Annotated in this window: 19 protein-coding genes and 2 tRNA genes; 4 read left to right on the top strand and 17 right to left on the bottom strand. The window is 71.5% G+C overall.

Going from position 1 to position 17757, the window contains the following annotated elements; genetic code table 11:
* Positions 1-477 precede the first annotated feature (477 nt).
* Entirely contained in the window at positions 478-1083 is a 606-nt protein-coding gene (locus ACVGV0_RS05690; protein WP_459158801.1) for a hypothetical protein, read from the bottom strand.
* A 143-nt stretch (positions 1084-1226) separates the two neighbouring features.
* Positions 1227-1427 (bottom strand): helix-turn-helix domain-containing protein, encoded by a 201-nt coding sequence (locus ACVGV0_RS05685; RefSeq protein ID WP_459158800.1) that lies wholly within the window; start codon positions 1425-1427, stop codon positions 1227-1229.
* A gap of 169 nt (positions 1428-1596) precedes the next feature.
* Here ACVGV0_RS05685 and ACVGV0_RS05680 point away from each other — a divergent pair, with 169 nt between their 5' ends.
* Both ACVGV0_RS05680 and ACVGV0_RS05675 read left to right on the top strand, forming a co-directional pair.
* The gene (locus tag ACVGV0_RS05680) at positions 1597-1770 is read left to right on the top strand and encodes a hypothetical protein (protein WP_459158799.1); all 174 of its coding nucleotides are present in this window, start codon (positions 1597-1599) and stop codon (positions 1768-1770) included.
* An 87-nt stretch (positions 1771-1857) separates the two neighbouring features.
* The gene (locus ACVGV0_RS05675; protein WP_459158798.1) at positions 1858-2028 is read left to right on the top strand and encodes a hypothetical protein; all 171 of its coding nucleotides are present in this window, start codon (positions 1858-1860) and stop codon (positions 2026-2028) included.
* A 17-nt stretch (positions 2029-2045) separates the two neighbouring features.
* On the opposite strand, the gene ACVGV0_RS05670 is transcribed toward ACVGV0_RS05675, so the two are convergent.
* Positions 2046-2663: a formylglycine-generating enzyme family protein gene (locus ACVGV0_RS05670; protein WP_459158797.1), complete on the bottom strand. Its 618-nt coding sequence runs from the start codon at positions 2661-2663 to the stop codon at positions 2046-2048.
* Positions 2664-2930: 267 nt separating this feature from the next.
* Here ACVGV0_RS05670 and ACVGV0_RS05665 point away from each other — a divergent pair, with 267 nt between their 5' ends.
* Entirely contained in the window at positions 2931-3983 is a 1053-nt protein-coding gene (locus tag ACVGV0_RS05665; protein ID WP_459158796.1) for a site-specific integrase, read from the top strand.
* A gap of 66 nt (positions 3984-4049) precedes the next feature.
* On the opposite strand, the gene ACVGV0_RS05660 is transcribed toward ACVGV0_RS05665, so the two are convergent.
* The 8 genes from ACVGV0_RS05660 to dnaG all read right to left on the bottom strand — a co-directional run bounded on the left by ACVGV0_RS05660 (position 4050) and on the right by dnaG (position 10647).
* Positions 4050-4124 (bottom strand) — tRNA-Ile (locus tag ACVGV0_RS05660).
* Positions 4125-4393: 269 nt separating this feature from the next.
* Positions 4394-4600: a hypothetical protein gene (locus ACVGV0_RS05655; RefSeq protein WP_459158795.1), complete on the bottom strand. Its 207-nt coding sequence runs from the start codon at positions 4598-4600 to the stop codon at positions 4394-4396.
* 578 nt (positions 4601-5178) lie between these two features.
* On the bottom strand, positions 5179-6684 hold the full coding sequence (locus ACVGV0_RS05650; protein WP_459158794.1) for a sodium:solute symporter family protein: 1506 nt from the start codon (positions 6682-6684) through the stop codon (positions 5179-5181).
* Positions 6681-6932 (bottom strand): hypothetical protein, encoded by a 252-nt coding sequence (locus tag ACVGV0_RS05645; protein WP_459158793.1) that lies wholly within the window; start codon positions 6930-6932, stop codon positions 6681-6683. Before ACVGV0_RS05645 ends, ACVGV0_RS05650 begins: the two co-directional genes overlap by 4 nt.
* A gap of 184 nt (positions 6933-7116) precedes the next feature.
* A tRNA-Asn gene (locus tag ACVGV0_RS05640) sits at positions 7117-7188 on the bottom strand.
* A gap of 124 nt (positions 7189-7312) precedes the next feature.
* Complete coding sequence (locus ACVGV0_RS05635) at positions 7313-8074, bottom strand: trans-aconitate 2-methyltransferase (RefSeq protein ID WP_459159935.1); 762 nt, start codon at positions 8072-8074, stop codon at positions 7313-7315.
* 66 nt (positions 8075-8140) lie between these two features.
* Complete coding sequence (locus ACVGV0_RS05630; RefSeq protein ID WP_459158792.1) at positions 8141-8728, bottom strand: hypothetical protein; 588 nt, start codon at positions 8726-8728, stop codon at positions 8141-8143.
* On the bottom strand, positions 8728-10647 hold the full coding sequence (gene dnaG, locus ACVGV0_RS05625; protein ID WP_459158791.1) for a DNA primase: 1920 nt from the start codon (positions 10645-10647) through the stop codon (positions 8728-8730). Before dnaG ends, ACVGV0_RS05630 begins: the two co-directional genes overlap by 1 nt.
* A gap of 65 nt (positions 10648-10712) precedes the next feature.
* Between dnaG and ACVGV0_RS05620 the strand changes: the two genes are divergently transcribed.
* Positions 10713-11597 (top strand): sigma-70 family RNA polymerase sigma factor, encoded by an 885-nt coding sequence (locus ACVGV0_RS05620; RefSeq protein WP_459158790.1) that lies wholly within the window; start codon positions 10713-10715, stop codon positions 11595-11597.
* 100 nt (positions 11598-11697) lie between these two features.
* Here ACVGV0_RS05620 and ACVGV0_RS05615 read toward each other — a convergent pair whose 3' ends face one another.
* The 6 genes from ACVGV0_RS05615 to ACVGV0_RS05590 all read right to left on the bottom strand — a co-directional run bounded on the left by ACVGV0_RS05615 (position 11698) and on the right by ACVGV0_RS05590 (position 17610).
* Positions 11698-12306, bottom strand: a complete 609-nt coding sequence (locus ACVGV0_RS05615) for a carboxymuconolactone decarboxylase family protein (RefSeq protein ID WP_459158789.1) — start codon at positions 12304-12306, stop codon at positions 11698-11700.
* Positions 12307-12411: 105 nt separating this feature from the next.
* Positions 12412-13536, bottom strand: coding sequence for a serpin family protein (locus ACVGV0_RS05610; RefSeq protein WP_459158788.1), 1125 nt, complete (start codon positions 13534-13536; stop codon positions 12412-12414).
* An 81-nt stretch (positions 13537-13617) separates the two neighbouring features.
* Positions 13618-13803 carry a hypothetical protein gene (locus ACVGV0_RS05605; RefSeq protein ID WP_459158787.1) on the bottom strand — a complete coding sequence of 62 codons (186 nt, stop codon included), beginning with the start codon at positions 13801-13803 and terminating at the stop codon, positions 13618-13620.
* A gap of 265 nt (positions 13804-14068) precedes the next feature.
* Entirely contained in the window at positions 14069-15379 is a 1311-nt protein-coding gene (locus tag ACVGV0_RS05600) for a deoxyguanosinetriphosphate triphosphohydrolase (RefSeq protein ID WP_459158786.1), read from the bottom strand.
* 110 nt (positions 15380-15489) lie between these two features.
* On the bottom strand, positions 15490-16155 hold the full coding sequence (locus tag ACVGV0_RS05595; RefSeq protein WP_459158785.1) for a YdcF family protein: 666 nt from the start codon (positions 16153-16155) through the stop codon (positions 15490-15492).
* A 69-nt stretch (positions 16156-16224) separates the two neighbouring features.
* Positions 16225-17610 carry a glycine--tRNA ligase gene (locus ACVGV0_RS05590; RefSeq protein WP_459158784.1) on the bottom strand — a complete coding sequence of 462 codons (1386 nt, stop codon included), beginning with the start codon at positions 17608-17610 and terminating at the stop codon, positions 16225-16227.
* Positions 17611-17757 lie beyond the last annotated feature (147 nt).

The following is a 17757-nucleotide window of genomic DNA, read 5'->3' as shown; positions in this document are numbered from 1 at the left end:
CCGATGATGCCGGCAAACTTTACAGGGACGCCTGTTCAAACAGGCGTCCCTGTATTTTGTCTTGTGATCATGTAATCGTGTACGGTAAAGTGTTAAGCTGTTGCGTTGCATAAGTAGCGATGCACCTAAAAAGCACTCAAGGAGTGATCCTATGGCTAGAGGGGGTCGGTTGCTATTTCAGCAAGGAATAACTTCTGCGGTCCACACACTGAAGCCCTCTGTGCATCAGGGTAGCCGAAACATTTCAAGAAAAACTGCGATAGCACTGCAGGTGATAGTACCCTTAGTAGCGCTATTTATTTTCAATCATTTTGGCTATTTCTGGGGAATTCTTTCAGCGGTTGCGATGATACTCTTGGTGACGTTGGCCTGTCGGTTGATCCAGGACACCGAGTACGATGACGAAAAAAATTCATGAGCATGCTCAGCGTGTGCGATGTGTATAGCAATTCCGCGGAGCGCATTTGTCAGAGGCCCTTACCGCACGGCCTCCCGTAGCTGCGCGATGGCGGCGCAGACTTCGCGCACGGTCTCGGGCAGGTGCGAGCCGACCTCGGCGCGCAGGGCCGCGGCGGCCAGACCCAGCACGACCAGGGCTTGTCGGGAGCAATCCTGCTCGCGATGATCGCGGTCGACCTCGGCGAGCCAGTCGCGCACGTCTGCCGAAACTCCGGTGATCTCGCCGGCCGCGGCGAGAAGCCGGCCGCGCAGGGCGTGCAGGTGCTCGGCGGCTGCGGCCAGGCGCTGCTCTTCGGTGGCGACCTGGTGTGCGCGTGCGCGGTCGGCCGCGCGGGCTGCGCGGGTGTCGTGTTCGGTACCCCAGCCCTGGCGCAGGAGAGCCTGATTGCGGTCGCGGCGGTCGCGGACGCTCTGGCGGTGCATCCCGCCACGGCTGAGCAGCGCGCCGACCTCGGCGTTGCTCGGTCGGACGTCGGTGGGCAGATCATCCAGGCGCATCAGCTGCGCCTGTTCGTGTTCCAGCAGTTGCCAGCGCAGCTCGGCGAGCAGCAGCAGCGCCGCGCGCCCCTCGGCAGCAGCGTCCTCGGGCCGGCGTGCCGGGTGGCGGCGCAGGTAGGCCAGCACCTCCCACGGTTCGCTGCCCAGCAGTTCGCGACGCTTATCGCCAGTGCGGCGATGGCGCCGCCCGACCGAACCACGCTGACTGCATCGAGTGGCCTTGAGCCCTCAGGTGGACGGGCTTGCCGGCACCGGTGTGCAGGCTTGGGCTACTTCTCGCGGTCTTCGCGGCGCTTTTGCGCGAGCCGGCGCAGCTCTTCGGAGACCACGTCGAGATCGAAGCGGTAGCGGCCGCCCGGGGTGACGAGTGCGATGGAGATGAGTCCTTCATCGGCGTAGCGGCTGATGGAACGACGCGAGAGGCCGAGTTCGTCGGCGAGCTCTCCGGAGGACATCAGCCGCTTGCTCATAGCCGCAGCGTAGGGCGGCATTTGGCCTCGGCAGCCTGCATGACCTGCTATCCCTCTTCGGCCTGTATGTCCAGTTTGTTCTCAACGTCGAGCACGCGCCACTCTCCACGTGTCCTTTCTGTGCTAAGTGTCCGTATCGAGGGGGTGTGGCGAGCGGAGGGAGCTGCACGTGTTCGCGTGGCCGCAGGGGGCGTTCGTGCAGATCTACGGCCTGCCGCACTGGCAACGGCGGCTGGCCGGTGAGACGCGGGACGCGCACCCGGATCGGGTCGTGGCGGTGGCCGGGTGCGCCACCTACGCGGAGTTCTGCGCGTGGTGCCGGAACACGAACCCGTGGTGGTGAGGAATCGCGTATCGCGCACCGCCTGCGCTGGGAACCTCACACCGCTTGAGCAAGGACGACGGCACCGATGCCACGTAGTCTGCGCGAGTGATGGACCGTGGCCGCTTGCAGGGAGAGGCGCTCATCGGCTCTGCCGCCGTGGCGAGCCTGATCGCCGCGCTGCTCCCCTCCAGCTACGTGTGGCTATCGATCTTGTGCTTGGTCGCCGCTGGTGGCCTGCTCGTGGCCGGCGTGGTGCGGTACGTGCGCTCGCGGTAGCGCCGGGGCCGTCGCGCCTACCGGCTGAGCAGGCGCTCCATCTCCTCGGCGGTCACGACGCAACGGAACCCGGTGTCGTCGTCGCACATCGTCTCGGCGGCGTCGTTGAACGAGGACGGCGTGGCCCGCTCGAACGGGCTCGTCCACGCCCCACCGCGCAGCTCCCGCCGGCCCGGGCGCGAGGCGGTGGAAAACCACTCCCACACGTTGCCGCACAGGTCGTAGACCCCGTACGGACTCGCCCCGCTCTGATACCGGTCCACCGGCGTGCTCGCCCCGATGCCGCTCTCGCGCATGTTGCACTTGGCCGGCGTGGGCTGATCACCCCACGGATAGACCGTGCCGCGGGTACCGCGGGCGGCCTTCTCCCACTGCTGCGCACTCGGCAACTCCTTGCCGGCCCACTGGGCATAGGCGGCGGCGTCCTTCCACGTCACGAACACCACCGGGTGCTCGGCCAGCTCGGCCGAATACGTGCCGCCGGTCCAGTGCTGCGGCGAGCTGTGACCGGTCGCGGCGACGAACCGCGCGTACTCGACGTTGCTCACCGGATGCACGTCGATGTAGTACGCCGGCACCCACACCGGCTCATTGCTCGGCCCGGACAGGAATACGCTCGCATCGACCTTGACCATGAGACTGCCATCAGCGGGGTGGCGCACCTGGGTGCTGCCGATGAGCTCGGTCTCCTCGGTCGCGCACCCTCAAGCCGGGGTTGGTGAGCCTGGATTTCCAGCGGTTCGAGCCCTTCGACGCCATCAACCTCGCCGAGCAGTTGCACCTCCTCTTCGCCGGAGCCACCGGCGACGACACCCGCGACATCGACACCGAGCAGGAGATTCCCGAGGACATCGAGGACGGGGACGTGCTGCTCGATCTGGCCGACCTCGAACACATCGAAGTTGACGACGGCGACGACGAAGGCGGAGCGGCAGCTCAAGCAGGATCTTCGGGACCGCCTCACCCCTGTCCAGGCATCGGGTCTTTCGCCTGGCTCCAAGTTCGAGGAAGCGGCAGAGCTGTGGATCTCGGACGTCGAGGCCGGGGTCACCGAGGGCACCCGATCACCGACCACGCTCGACACCTACCGCGGGCGCCTGCGGACGATCGTTCTGCCCGCCATGGCCGAGCTGCGGCTCCGCGAAGTCACGGTGTACCGCGTCGAGCAGGTCTGCCAGACCGTTCGGACGAACTGGAGCGTCGACTCCACCCGGACCGTTCGCAACATCATCTCCGGGATCTGCGCGCTGGCCGTCCGGTACCGGGCGTTGGAGCTCAACCCGGTCCGGCACATGAGCTCGCTCGAAGGCAAGAAGAAGGCAGCGCGGTCGATGACCGCTGAGGAGATGAAGGACCTGCTCCAGAAGCTGGGCAGCAGCGACTTCGCGGCCAAGCACGACCTCCCCGACCTCGTCCGGTGGTACGCGGGCACCGGCTACCGCACCGGCGAGGCCCTGGCGGTGCACTGGCACCACCTCGACCTCGACGGCGGCACGGCCCAGTGGCCCGGCAACGTGATCAGGGCCAAGGGCACCGGACTCATCATCAACGAGGGCAAGACCGAGGTCTCCGAGCGGATCCTGGCACTGCCCTCGTGGCTGGTGACCATGCTCCGGCGGCGCCGCGAACGCCTCGCCGACGAGCTCGGGATCTTGCCCGAACGGGTCGTCGGTCCGGTCTTCCCCAACACCGCCGGCGGGCTCCGCGACAAGGCCAACACCCTCGCCCGATGGCGCGACTTCCGCGCCACGGCCGGCTATCCCTGGGTGACCTTCCGGACCTTCCGCCGCTCGGTGGCCACCGTCCTCGACGAGGCCGGCCTCTCGGCCCGCGAGATCGCTGACCAGCTCGGCCACTCGAAGGTGTCGACCACCCAGGACGTCCGCACGGGCCGCCGGGTCCGCAGCCACCGGGCGGGCGACGCGCTGAGCCGCGTGGAGCGCTTCGAGGGGTAAAGTATGGGAAAAGTGTGGTGATGATCTTGCCGTGCTTTTCCCATGCTTCTGTTCCCTGGGGAAACGTGGGGCAGGTCGGATTTGAACCGACGACCTGACGGGTTATGAGTCCGCTGCTCTGACCTGCTGAGCTACTGCCCCGGCAGGGCCGATCGTAGCGAGATCACCGGGGAAGACGACCGCGGGGTCCGGGCGCACGGGGGCACCGCGGAGACCGCACATCCGGCGCGCACGACCGCCCCCTTTGTCAAGGACCTCACCTGACCGAGGTCGGGAACCCCCCACGAGAAATGTTCGAACCCCTGGGCGCGGACCCGCCGAAGCGCAGCGCGGGATCCGCCGAGGGATGCAACACGCACGGAGCCGGCGCGCCGTGGTGCACGACGCGCCGGCTCCGCTCGGATCGATCCTCAGGCCACGAAGCTCAACACGCTGAACGCACCCGTCAGCTGGCCGATGATGGCGATCGTGGTCAGCAGCGCCCCGATGGCGACCACGGTGCCGACCGACAGCAGCAGCACGTACACGAGTGCCTTGACCGGTTTCGGCAGGTTCTCCACCGTTGACCAGTCCGGCAGGGAAATGTGCGGGTGCTTCCCGATTCCTGGTGCCGACATCTGACTACCCCCGTCCTTCGTCAGTCCCCGAACCCGAATACCGCTGTGCCGGACGAGACGACCCAGCGGCGGTGTGCCGTTGCGCGCAACGCATAACGAATCAGTTTCATTCGCTGATCCGAACGACCGATTCCCGGCGCCCGGTGCCCGAGCACCGGGAGCCGGAGTGCGTGGAACCGGCGCCGACGGCACCGCCCATCTTCCGCCGCGACCCCCGGGGTGCGCGACCCCGTTCACCCGAAACGCGCCTCGTGCGCAGGCGTTCCGGTATGACCGCGAAGACGCGGAGCATCCCCGGCGCCCTGCGCGCGGAAGCGATCTTCGGCGACCCGACCGCCCCGTCTCCGGGTGGTCGACCGGCCACGACCCGGCCGGTTCAGGATGAGCGGAGTTCAGGCTCGGACATTCGGACCTTGCACCGTTGCTGCTCGTGATCTTAGCAGGCGAGCGGCTCCGTCCCGCATGACACCGCGCACTCGGCGTGTTCCCGCAGGCCGCGCGGCGGCGCGGAACGAAAGGGCCCGCGCAATTCGATCATTTCCGCGCAAGTGCGAATTGCCGGCCGAGCGGAATGGAGATCATCTTTCCGCCGAACGCTCATCCGCCGCCCGCGGAGCGGCCGGTGGCGCGGACGCGGCCGCCACCGCGCTGCGGGTGCGGTCGCCCGTCCGCGGGCGCCGCGCCCGCGCTGTCAGCGCGACCGCGGTCAGCACGAGCAGGTTGGCCGCGAGGCCGAGCACCCCGGCGTTGATGCCGAGCGGGGTGATCCCCGCCGCGGTCAGCACGAGCACGACCACTTCCCCGACCGCGATCCCGGCGATGACCGCGGCCGCCCCGACCGGACCGCCGCGCTCCGGAGCACCGCGGCGCAGCCCCAGCAGGTTGGCAGGGGCCAGCTGGGCCAGACCGCCGTAGGTGAGCAGGTACAGGTTCGCCATGAGGTCGGGGCGGCCCAGCGTCAGGGCCAGCACGAGCACCGCGACCACGGCGGCCGCCGCGCGGCTGATCCGCAGCCGCGCCTGCGCCGGGGTCGCCTGCGGCACGAGGTTGCTGGACACGAGCGTGGAGATGGCGATCAGCCCGCCGGCCGCGGGCACCATGGCGCAGGCCGCGCCGCCGATGAGGACCACGGCCAGCAGCCACGGCGGCAGGCTCCGCTGCGCCAGGGCGAGCAGGGCGGCGTCCTCCTGCCCCTCGCCCAGGTTCAGGTGCGCCACGGCGTAGAAGCCGAGCAGCACGGGGATCGCCACGGCCACGGTGTACAGCGGCAGGTAGACGTGGTTCGTGGCCACGGCCCTCGCCGACCTGCCGGACAGCACCGCGGGCCAGCTCACCGGCAGCGTCATGCTGCCGAAGCCGATCGCGCTGATGAGGATGCTCGAGGTGTACCAGAGCCGGCCGTACTCGCCGGTCGGGTGGATCGTGAGCAGGTCGGCACCTCCGGCGAGCACCGCCCCGCGCAGCCCGCCCTCCGGCAGGAAGTGCAGGAACACGCCGACGCCGATGACGACCAGCGCCACCACCATGAGCACGTCCTTGAGGTAGGAGGTGGTGGCCACCCCGTGCAACCCGGCCCAGGCGACGAACAGCAGCACCAGGGCCATCGCGATGACGATGCTGAGCGTGCCCGCCGATCCGTCGCCGGTCATGAACGACACGATGGTTCCCAGCCCGATCAGCTGGACCTGGATGACCGGCAGGAAGAACACGACCGCGAGCACCGCCGTGATCCTGCCGAGCAGCGGGCTGGCGAACCGGTGCCGCAGGTAGTCGGAGTTCGTCGCGTACCCGTGCTCCTTGCCGAGCCGCCACACCACCGGCGCGACGAGGAACATGCCGATGTAGCCGAGCACGAGGTACGACGGCATGTACATCGCGGCGACACCACCGCCGAGCACGAGCCCCGACATGCCGAGGAACGTGAAGGTCGTGAAGATCTCGCCGGCCTGCAGCAGGAACGTGGCGGCCCTGCCGAACCGGCGTCCGCCGACGGTCCACGCGGCGAGGTCGAAACCGCCGCTGCGCCTCCCCAGCAGTCCGACGACGCCGATGAGCAGCACACCGGCCACGGCCGTGGTGATCACCGCGCCTCGCCCCCGTTCGCGCCCGCGTCGGCCGGGGCGGCGTTCTCGGCCGGGGGTGCGTCGCCGCTGCCGTGCTCGCGGCGCAGGACCCACGCCAGCAGGCCGCTGGTGAGCACGCACCACAGGCACACCCACACCACCACGGACGGCAGGCCGAACCACAGCGCGGGCGCGTTCACGAACGGCAGGAAGGGTGTGCCGAGCAGTGCCACGGCCGGGCACACCAACAACAGGTAGAACGGCTGCATGGCTTCATCCCCGGGGTCGCCGCACACGTGCCGGGGAGACGTTAGTACCCGCGGCGCGCGCGCCGAAGGCGCGGCGTGCGCTCTGCGAGATGCATGACGCCAGGGGTGGCGACGGTCACGCGAGCACCGGACCGCGGGGCGAACGCGAAGAAGCCCGGGCCGTGCGGCCCGGGCTCCACCAGAGCTCCTCCGGTTGGATTCGAACCAACAACCTTTCGGTTAACAGCCGAATGCTCTGCCCTTGAGCTACGGAGGAATGCTGTTCTGCTCTTCGTCGCCAGCTCCGTTCCCCGTCGCTGACGTCGTCCACCTTAGCGCACCCGCACCGGAGGATCTCACCCACCCCCTCCCCTCCCGCTACGCACCTGCGAAATCGCAGGTCACATCCGATGAAGCAGGGCGAAGACGCGGCGGAACGGAAACCACGTCACCCCGTCGTCCCGCCGCGGGTACGCCGCCCGCAGGCGCGGGGCGAGCTCCGCGGTGAACCGCGCCCACTCGTCCTCGCCCAGCACCGCCCGCACGGGTCGCAGCCCGGCGCCGCTGATCCAGCGCAGCACGGGGTCGTCCCCGCGCAGCGCGTGCACGTAGGTGGTCTCCCACGCGTCGACCGCGGTGCTCCCGCTCGTGAGCCGGTCGGCGTAGTCGACGGCATCGGAGACGACGTCCTCGCCGGGCACCGCTCCGGCCAGGCGCTCGCGCCACCGCTCCTGCGCCGCCAGCTCGCGGGCGAGCGCGTGCGACGGGGCGCCGAAGTTGCCCGGCACCTGGAAGGCGAAGCAGGACCCGCTCGGCATCCGGTCCAGCCACGTGCGCAGCAGCTCCACGTGCCCGGGAACCCAGTGCAGCACGGCGTTGCAGAACACCACGTCGGTGTCCGGCCCGGGTTCCCACGCGCGCACGTCGCCGACGTGCGCGTCGATCCCGCGCGAGCGCGCCTCGGCCACCATCTCCGGCGAGGAGTCGAACGCCTCGACCGCGGCGTCAGGCCAGCGCCGCGCCAGCTCCCCGGTGAGCGTGCCGGCGCCGCAGCCCAGGTCGACGACCCGCCGCGGCCGCTCCGCCGGCACGCGGGCCAGCAGCTCGCGCGCCGGCCGGTCCCGCTCGTCCTGGAAGGAGAGGTACGTCCCCGGATCCCACATCGCCACCTCGCACTCGAACCGTACGGATGTACGGTATCTGGTGGCGCGGGCCCCGTCGACGCCCGCTCACTCGGCCGCGGTCCCGCCCCGCTCGGGATCGCCCCGCTCGGCGCCCTCCTGCTCGGCGCCCTCCTGCTCGGCACTGCGCACCCGGGTGCTGACCTCGCGCGCCAGCGCGGTCACCAGCTGCTCGTCGGTGCCCGGATCACCGCGGACCTGCAGCACGACGCCGTCCTGGCCGGGCACCCTGCGCTGCACGACCCACGCCCCGCCGCCGGGCAGGTCGCGGCGGTGGCGCGAGCGGATCGAACCGGTGACCCGCTCGTGCACCACCTGCGGCACCCGCCCGGGGGCGGACAGCCGCAGCCGCCGCGGCGGGTGGTCGCGCAGCACCACGGCCTGGTCGGCGGTGGCGATCTCCTCGGCCTCGACGAGGCTGAGGCTGCCCGCGTCCCACGTGGCCTTGCTGATCAGGTGCCAGCCCACGCGCCGCCGCTCCGGTAGCCACAACCCGCGCTGCGTCGCCACGGCCGCGCCCTCCGGGCTCTCGGCCGCGGCGAGCACGCGCTCGTCGTGCTCCAGCGCGCGGCGGACCTCGTCCGGCACGCGCGGACCACCGGTCAACCGGGTCAGCAGCCGCCGCAGGCGGGACATCACACTCCGCCACCCATCGCCTGGTCCAACAACGACTTGCGGTACCCCTCGAGCGCGATGAGATCGCCGAAGAGCTGGTTGTACTCCTCGGGCTCGTCCACGGGGGACATCCGCTGCACCTTCGACTTGATGTCCGCGATCTGCCTGCTCACCAGGGTTTCCTGCAACCTCGCGACGAGCGCGTGCACGTACCGCGGGTCCTCCACCGAGTTGATCTCCAGCGTCTCCACCGCGAGCTCGGTCAGCAGCGACCGGGCCACCTGCGACTCGCAGTGCTGGGACACCGCCTCCACCAGCGCCGAACCGCCCAGCCCGGAACCGCAGCCGCCGGCGGCGAGCATCGCCCGGTGCAGTTCGGCGTAGGCGGGTTCGGTGAACGCCTCGGCCGGCAGCGCGTCGTACGGCGGGCCGGCCAGCGCCGGCACCTGCAGCGCGGCCTTCACCGTCTCCCGCTGCGTCCACCGCGGGTCGTGCCGCGGCGGCTTCGGCGGCAGGTCCGCCTCGAGGCCGAGGCTCTGCTGGTTCTGCTCCCGCTGCCGCCGCCGCGGGGGGCTCTGCTTCTTCGCGGGCGCGCCGGCCTCCTCCCGGACGCGGCGCACCACCTGGTTCTCGTCGCTCCAGCCGGCCCACCAAGCCAGGTTCACCGCGTAGCCGTCGCGGCTGGCCGGGTCCTTGATCCGGGCGACCAGCGGCACGGTGCGGCGCAGCGCCTCCACCCGACCGTCCACCGAGTCGAGGTCGTAGCTGCCGAGCAGGCTGCGGATGGCGAACTCGAACAGCGGCCGGCGGCGCGCCACCAGATCCCGCACGGCGCTGTCGCCCTTGGACTCGCGCAGCTCGCACGGGTCCATCCCGTCCGGGCCGATCGCGATGTAGGTGTGGCTGGCGAGCTCCTGCTCGCCCTCGAACGCCCCCAGCGCGGCCTTCTGCCCGGCCTCGTCGCCGTCGAAGGTGAAGATGACCTCGCCGCGGAAGCTGCGCTCCTTGCCGTAGTCGACGTCCATCATCAGCCGCCGCAGCACCGCGACGTGCTCATCGCCGAACGCCGTGCCGCAGGAGGCGATGGCCGTGGGCACACCGGCCATGTGCATGGCCATCACGTCGGTGTAGCCCTCGACGACCACGACCTGGCGCCGCTTGGCGATCTCCCGCTTGGCCAGGTCGATGCCGAACAGCACCTGCGACTTGTTGAAGATCGGCGTGGCCGAGGTGTTGACGTACTTGGCCTCGATCGGGTCGTCGTCGAAGATGCGGCGCGCGCCGAAGCCGACCACGTCGCCGGAGAGGTCCTTCAGCGGCCACACCAGCCGCCGGTGGAACCGGTCGATCGGACCGCGCCGGCCCTCCCGGCTCAGCCCGCACTTGATCAGCTCCTCGAGCTCGAAGCCCTTGCCCAGCAGCACCTTCGTCAGCCGGTCCCAGCCACTCGGCGCGAAACCGCAGCCGAACTTCGCCGCGGCGGCCTCGTCGAAGCCGCGCTGGGCCAGGTACTCGCGGGCGGGCCGGGCCTCCTTCTCCGAACGCAGCTGCTCGGCGTAGAACTCGGCGGCCAGCCGGTGCGCCTCGACCATGCGGGCGCGGGTGCCGCGGTCGCGCTGGCTCGGCGGCGCCCCGCCCTCGTAGCGCAGCTGCACCCCGGAGCGGTCGGCCAGCCGCTCGACCGACTCGACGAAGCCGAGGTGCTCGATCTTCATGAGGAAGGCGATGACGTCACCGCCCTCGCCGCAGCCGAAGCAGTGGAACGTGCCGTGGCTGGGGCGCACGTTGAACGAGGGGGTCTTCTCGTCGTGGAACGGGCACAGCCCCTTCTGCGCACCACCACCGGCGTTGCGCAGGGCGACGTACTCCGAGACGAGATCGTCGATCCGGTTGCGATCGCGGACCTCGGCGATGTCGCTCTCCCGGATTCGTCCTGCCACGGCTCCAGTCTAGGGAAACGACCAGCGGCCCGCGCGGACCCGGGTCGGTGCGGCAGAATCGTCCCATGACAACCGCTCTGGCCACCGAGTTCGAGCAGCACCGCGCACGGCTGACCGGCGTGGCCTACCGCCTGCTCGGCACGCTCGCCGACGCCGAGGACGCCGTGCAGGAGGCCTGGCTGCGGCTCGCCGGGGCCGACCACGACCGCATCGACGACCTCGGCGCGTGGCTGACCACCGTGGTCAGCCGGCTGTGCCTGGACCGGATGCGCTCGGCCGCGGCGCGCCGGGAGCAGTACCCCGGGTCGTGGCTGCCGGAGCCGGTCGTCACCGACGAGCAGCACCCGGACGCGGTGGTCGGGGAGCGCGACGACCTGCGCATGGCCGCGCTGCGGATCCTGCACGAGCTCAGCGCCGACCAGCGGCTGGCGCTGGTGCTGCACGACGGCTTCGACGTGCCGTTCGGCGAGATCGCCGCGCTGCTCGGGTGCAGCGCGGCCGCGGCCCGCCAGCACGCCTCGCGGGCGCGGCGCGCGATGGCCGAGGGGGACCCGGCTCCGCGGGCGACGCTGTCCGAGCAGCGCGCCGTGCTGGAGCGCTTCCTCGTCGCGGTGAACACCGGGGACGTGGCCGAGATCGCGCGCACCCTGCATCCGCGGGCGGTCGTGCACGGCGACGGCGGCGGCCGGGCGCGCACCGCGCGGCACCCGGTCCGCGGGGCCGACAACGTGGCCCGCTTCACCGCCGGCCTGGTGGCCAAGTACGGCGCCGACATGATCGCCGGGGCCCGGCCGGTGCTGGTCAACGGGGACGCGGGCCTGCTGCTGCCCGGTTCGCCGGAGGGGTCTCCGGTGGCGCCGCGGGTGATGACCCTGAGCGTGCGCGAGGGGCGGGTGGACGAACTGTTCGACGTGGTCAACCCGGACAAGCTCACCCGCGTGCCGTGGTGAGGGCCGGCGAGCTCCCGCAGCGGCGGCCGGCACCGCCGAGGCGGTGGAACGGGCTCCGCGGCCGGGCGAGCCGGCCGGGCAGCCCCGGCCGGCGGCGGTGTCACGGCATCGGTGCGCGGCAGGCCTCGCCCGAGGTGAAGCCCTGCTCGGTGATCCCCAGCGCGTGGTTGAACCGGGCTCGCTGGTTCTCCACCGCGATCGCGTGGGTGAGTTCGACGAGGCCGGCGTGCCCGAGGCGGCGGTCGAGCTCGGCGACCTGCTCGTCGGAAACCCGCATCGGCTGGTCGCACATCGCCTCGGCGTAGGCGATCACGAGCCGTTCGAGCTCGGTGAACTTCCCCGACGTGGCGCTGTCGTCGACCTCCCGCAGCCGGTCGATGTCGAGGCCCTGGTTGCGCTGCAACATCGTGCCGAAGTCGACGCACCACGAGCAGCCGATGCGGGTGGCCGCGCGGTACACCGCGAGCTCGCGCAGACCCGCGGGCAGCACGTGGGCGCCCTTCTCCGCCGCGAGCTCGCTGATGCTGAACGCGAACATCAGCCTGCGGTGGTGCGCCAGCACGCCGAGCGGTTCCGGAACTGCGCCGTACCAGCGCTTGGTCAACCGGTAGGTGAGCCGCGTCAGCCATCCGGCGCGCGCCGCGGGCACCTGCGGGACGCGTGCGGTGGATCCCTGCGGGGTGGATCCCTGCGAGGAACGTGCCATCATCACTCCTTCGCGCGGTGCCCCGCCGTTCGGGGCCGTGCGATGGGAGGACGAGACGGTGCACGCGGATGTGACAGCCCGCGCGGCGAAAGCCCCGGTGAAGCCCCGCTAGGACGCCGGGTCGGTCACCCGGGCCAGGAAGTACGGCACACCGCTGGCGCGGTGGCGCACGAGGAACCAGAACGGGCGGTCCACGGTCACGCGGATCGGCCGGGGGCGGCGCACCGCGGAGGTCAGGCGCATCACCGCAGCCGTGGCCGCGGCGCCTTCCAGCCCGTTCTCGTCGACGCGCAGCACCGACTCGTGCACGGCGGTGGACACGCGCATCGGCCGGTCGGTGAGCGGGGTGAAGTCGGCCGCGGAGGTGAACACGGTGTCCACCCCCAGGGCGCCGAGCGGCCCGCGCAGCTCGGCGTTGCCGCGCACCTCGAACCGGGGCAGCGCCAGTTCCACCCGCTGGGTGCCCGTGCCGCCGAGCAGGTCGGCGAGGGTCTCGGGCGTCAGCGCGCCCTCGGCGGTCTCCAGCGCCTCCACCGGGTCGCGGGCGGCGTCGGGCAGCAGCACGACCGCCTCGACCCCGCCGAGCGCTGGCAGGCCGACGGCCTGCCAGCCGTGCGCGGCGGCGTACGGCAGGTCCCGGCTGACGTGCATCATCGGCACCGACCGATCCCGCCCGGGCGCGTGGAAGACGCGGTCGCGCGTGTCGTTGCCGTCGAAGGCCTCCTGCCACGAGGTCTTCAGGTACAGGGCGTTGATGAGGGCCGCGACCGTGTCGGGGTCGACGGTGCCGGGCTGCAGCAGTTCGGGGATGAGCCCGCGGGTGGTGTCGGCGACGTCGCTGTTGATCTCCTGCCGGGCTCGTTCCGGATCGGCGCGGAACCGGGTGCTGCGCACCGCACCGCCGGGCCACGCGGCGAGTTCGGCCAGGTACGCCTGCTTCGGCGCCAGGTCCCCGTCGGCCCACAGGGTGTTCGACGCGGCGAACTCCGGCTGCTCGCGCGCCCCGCCCGGATCCTCGAGCGCGGAGGCCGCGGCGGCCGCCGCGCGCAGGTTCGCCGGGTCGTCGCCCAGCGCCGCGCGCAGCTGCTCGTGCGCGGGTCCGGTGGTGGCTTCGGCGACGAGCCCGAGGGCGCTGAGCACGGAGCAGGGCGACCAGCAGAACGAGGTCTCCACCGGCGGGGCGAGGGCGCGGTGCAGGCTGCGGCTGAACGCGAGCGGAGCTGGGGCGGGCACGGCGCCTCCCGGTAGCGGGGGTGGGGACCGGCACCGAGTCTGCCAGCTCCGCGGGGCCCGCGGGGCGGCTCCGCGGACTCCTTACTTCAGCGATTCCTCGGCGTCGGCCAGGCCCATCAGCCGCAGCTCCTGGGCGATGTACTGGGCGGCCCGCTTGGCCGCGGAGTCCTGCCAGTCGAGGTCGCCTATCCAGTCGGCGAGGTCGTCGCTGTTGACGTAGGGCTCACCGGCGACGACGAGCTTCTGGATGTAGTGCCGCTGGGGCATCGGGGTCTCCTTGCGGCGTTCGACGCGGACGAGCCGGGGCGGTTCCGGGGACCCCGGCTCGCGGCGTTGTCGGGGAACTCTTCCTCAGGGGGAGCGCGGCCGCGGTGCGCGTGCACCACTGCGCAACACGCTGCGTAACAGCATGCAATACACAGAAGATCAATTCACCCGGTTACGCGAAAAATCACAGAAAACCAACTACTCCAAGTAGTTGCACTTGTGCGCGGGGGAACTCCGGCCCCGCAGGATGCGGCGCACGCGCGGCTCAGGCCGAATCCGCCGCCTCCCCGACCAACTGCCGGTGCCACCGCGCGGCCTGCGCATCGGTCAACGAGGCCACCTGGTCGGCCACCACGCGCCAGCACTCCGCGTCGTCGCGCGCGGCGTCCCACACGTCGCGCAGCACCGGGTCGAGATCGCGCGGCGCGCGGCGCGCCACCTCCCGCGCCAGCTCCGCGAGGAGCTGCCGCTGCTCGGCCTGCATGCGGGCCCGCTCCTGCGTGCGCAGCACGTACCGGAAGGCGAAGGCCTTGAGCACCGCGACCTCGGCCACCACCGGTGCGGGCACCACCAGCTCGGCGGCGTACCGGGTCAACCGCCGCTCGGCGAACCGCTCCCGCGTCGAGCGCACGGCAGCACCCACGAACCGCCCCACGAGCTCGCTGGTGAGCCGCTTCAACGCGGTGTGCTCGGCGAACGCGTCGGAACAGCCGGTGACCGCCCGCACCGCGGGCAGCGCGGCCAGCCGCTCCACCGCCGCGGTCAACGTCCCCTCCCCCACCTGCCCGGACGAGCCCGCGTCGAGGTCGGCGGCGATGCGCACGATCTCCGCGCGCTCCACCGGGCTGCTCAGCGAGCGCAGCGAGATCCGCCCGGCCAGCACGCCGTCCTCGAGGTCGTGCACCGAGTAGGCCACGTCATCGGCCCAGTCCATGATCTGGGCCTCGAGGCAGCGCCTCCCCGGCGGCGCGGGCGCGCGCACCCAGTCGAACACCGCCCGGTCCGCGGTGTACACGCCGAACTTGGCGCGCCGGCGCGCCCCGTCCGGCCGCGGCCAGGGGTACTTCAGCACGGCGTCCAGGCACGCGCGGGTGAGGTTGAGCCCGCTGCCGCCCCGCTCGGAGCCGGCGGCCGACCACTTGGGCTCCAACCGCGCGAGGATCCGCAGCGTCTGCGCGTTGCCCTCGAACCCGTCGGGAACGGGCAGCAGCTCGTCGAGGGCGCGCTCGCCGTTGTGCCCGAACGGCGGGTGCCCGATGTCGTGCGCCAGCCCCGCCATGTCCACCACGTCGGGGTCGGCGCCGAGCGCGTCGGCGATGCCCCGACCGATCTGCGCGACCTCGAGCGAGTGGGTCAGCCGGGTGCGCGGTACGTCGTCCTCCTCCGGGCCCACCACCTGCGTCTTGCCCGCCAGGCGCCGCAGCGCGGCCGAGTGCAGCACGCGCGCGCGATCCCGGGCGAACGGCGTCCGCGCGTCCACCCCGCTGCGGTCCTCGGCCGCGAACCACGCGGCCTTCGGCTCCTCGGAGCCCAGGCGGGCGACGTCGTCGGAGGAGTAGCCGTCAGGGGCGGTCATCGCCACCACGCTACGACGCACCACCGACACCGGCGGCACGACAGGATGACCGCGCGGTGAACACCGCACCGGCGGGCCCGGCCGAGCGGGCCCGCCTCAGCAGCCCCCGCTCAACCCAGCGTGATGCCGAGCGACTTGCCCTCCACCACCGCCGGGGCGTGGGTGAGGCGGTAGTAGATCATCGCCGCGGTCTCCCGGGCGACGTAGCTGGTCCGCGCCTCGGCCGTCTGCCCGGTCGGCCCGCCGCGGGTGGGCGAGGACCAGGCGCGCAGCCCGAAGTCCCGGGCCATCGTCTGCGCCCGCAGCGAGTGCCACGGATCGCTGACGATGAGGCCCGTGCGCCACCCGCGCTCCTCGGCCAGGTCGGTGACCGCGTCCATGCTGCCGAGCGTGTCGCTGCCCTCGTCGACCTCGACGATCCGGTCGGCGGGCACCCCCCGTTCGACGAGCCAGCGCTTGCTCGCCTGGGCCTCGGTGTACTCGTCCCCGGTCTGCCGCCCGCCGACGGTGACCACGTGCCCCGCCAGGCCCTGCCGGTACAGCTCCAGCACCTGGTCAAGCCGGGACTCCAGCACGTCCGAGGGCACGCCGTGGTACTGGGCCGCGCCGAGGACCACGAGGATGTCCACCGGCCGGCGGTCGTCGGCGCGCGCGACGTGCCACACGTGGTAGGCCGTCCCGCCGACGAGCAGCAGCCCGACGAGCACGCTGCCGACCACGGCGCGGCGGACGACGCGCCACAACCGCCCGCGGCCGGCGCCACCTGAGGTCTTCACGCTGGCAACCTCACAGATTCACGTCGCGCGCCTCCGCGGCCCGCCGCACGGCGGATCGCGGCGCGCTCCTCAGCAACCGACGAGGCGGGCCGCCAGGTACTCCTCCAGCTTGTCCATGGCGACCCGCTCCTGCTGCATGGTGTCGCGCTCCCGCACGGTCACGGCGTGGTCGGACAGCGAGTCGAAGTCCACGGTCACGCAGAAGGGGGTGCCCACCTCGTCGTGCCGACGGTACCGGCGCCCGATCGCCCCGGCATCGTCGAAGTCGATGTTCCAGTTCCGGCGCAGCTGGTTGGCCAGGTCGCGGGCCTTCGGCGAGAGGTCGGCGTTGCGGGACAGCGGCAGCACGGCCGCCTTGACCGGGGCCAGGCGGCGGTCCAGCTTGAGCACGACGCGCCGGTCCACACCGCCCTTGGCGTTCAGCGCCTCGTCCTCGCGGTAGGCGTCGGTCAGGAACGCCATCATCGGGCGGCCCACGCCGGCCGCGGGTTCGATCACGTACGGCCGGTAGCGCGAGTCGGTCGCCTGATCGTAGTAGGACAGGTCCACGCCCGAGTGGTTCGAGTGCGTGCCCAGGTCGAAGTCCGTGCGGTTGGCGATGCCCTCGAGCTCGCCCCACTCGTTGCCGGCGAAGGCGAACCGGTACTCGATGTCGACGGTGCGCTTGGCGTAGTGCGAGAGCTTGTCCTGCGGGTGCTCGTAGTGGCGCAGGTTGTCCGGGTCGATGCCCAGGTCCGTGTACCACCGGGTGCGCTCGTCGATCCAGTACTGGTGCCAGTCGGCGTCCTCGCCCGGCTCGACGAAGAACTCCATCTCCATCTGCTCGAACTCGCGGGTGCGGAAGATGAAGTTGCCCGGGGTGATCTCGTTGCGGAAGGACTTCCCGATCTGGCCGATGCCGAACGGCGGCTTCTTCCGCGCGGTGGTCATCACGTTGGCGAAGTTGATGAAGATGCCCTGCGCGGTCTCCGGGCGCAGGTAGTGCAGCCCTTCCTCGCTCTCCACCGGACCGAGGTAGGTCTTGAGCATCATGTTGAACTCGCGCGGCTCGGTGTACTGGCCGCGGTTCCCGCAGTCCGGGCAGGGAACCTGCGAGAGGTCCTCCTCGCTGGCCTCCTTGCCGGTGCGCTCGACGTACTCCTCGGCGAGCTGGTCGGCGCGGAACCGGTGGTGGCAGTTCTGGCACTCCACCAGCGGGTCGTGGAACGCGCCGACGTGGCCGGAGGCCTCCCAGACCTTGCGCGGCAGGATCACCGAGGAGTCCAGGCCGACGACGTCCTCGCGGCCCTGCACCATCGCCTTCCACCACTGCCGCTTGATGTTGTCCTTGAGCTCGACGCCGAGCGGACCGTAGTCCCAGGCCGACCTGGTACCGCCGTAGATCTCGCCAGACGGGTAGACGAATCCGCGGCGCTTGCAAAGATTGACGATCGTGTCGATCTGATCGGCGGGCACGTTCACTCCGGAAATCTCGGCTGACTACGACGGTTCCATTGTTCCAGGTCCGCCCGGGCAGCGGACGGGCCGGTGGCCGCGGCGGCCCGGTGCGCGCGAACCGGGCCCGCGGATCCGCGGGCCGGGGTGGCCGGGCGGGCGCCGCGC

The sequence above is a fragment of the Salinifilum ghardaiensis genome (genome assembly GCF_054491345.1).
Note: the sequence above shows the minus strand (reverse complement) of the source record. Positions and strands in the feature narration are given on the sequence as shown.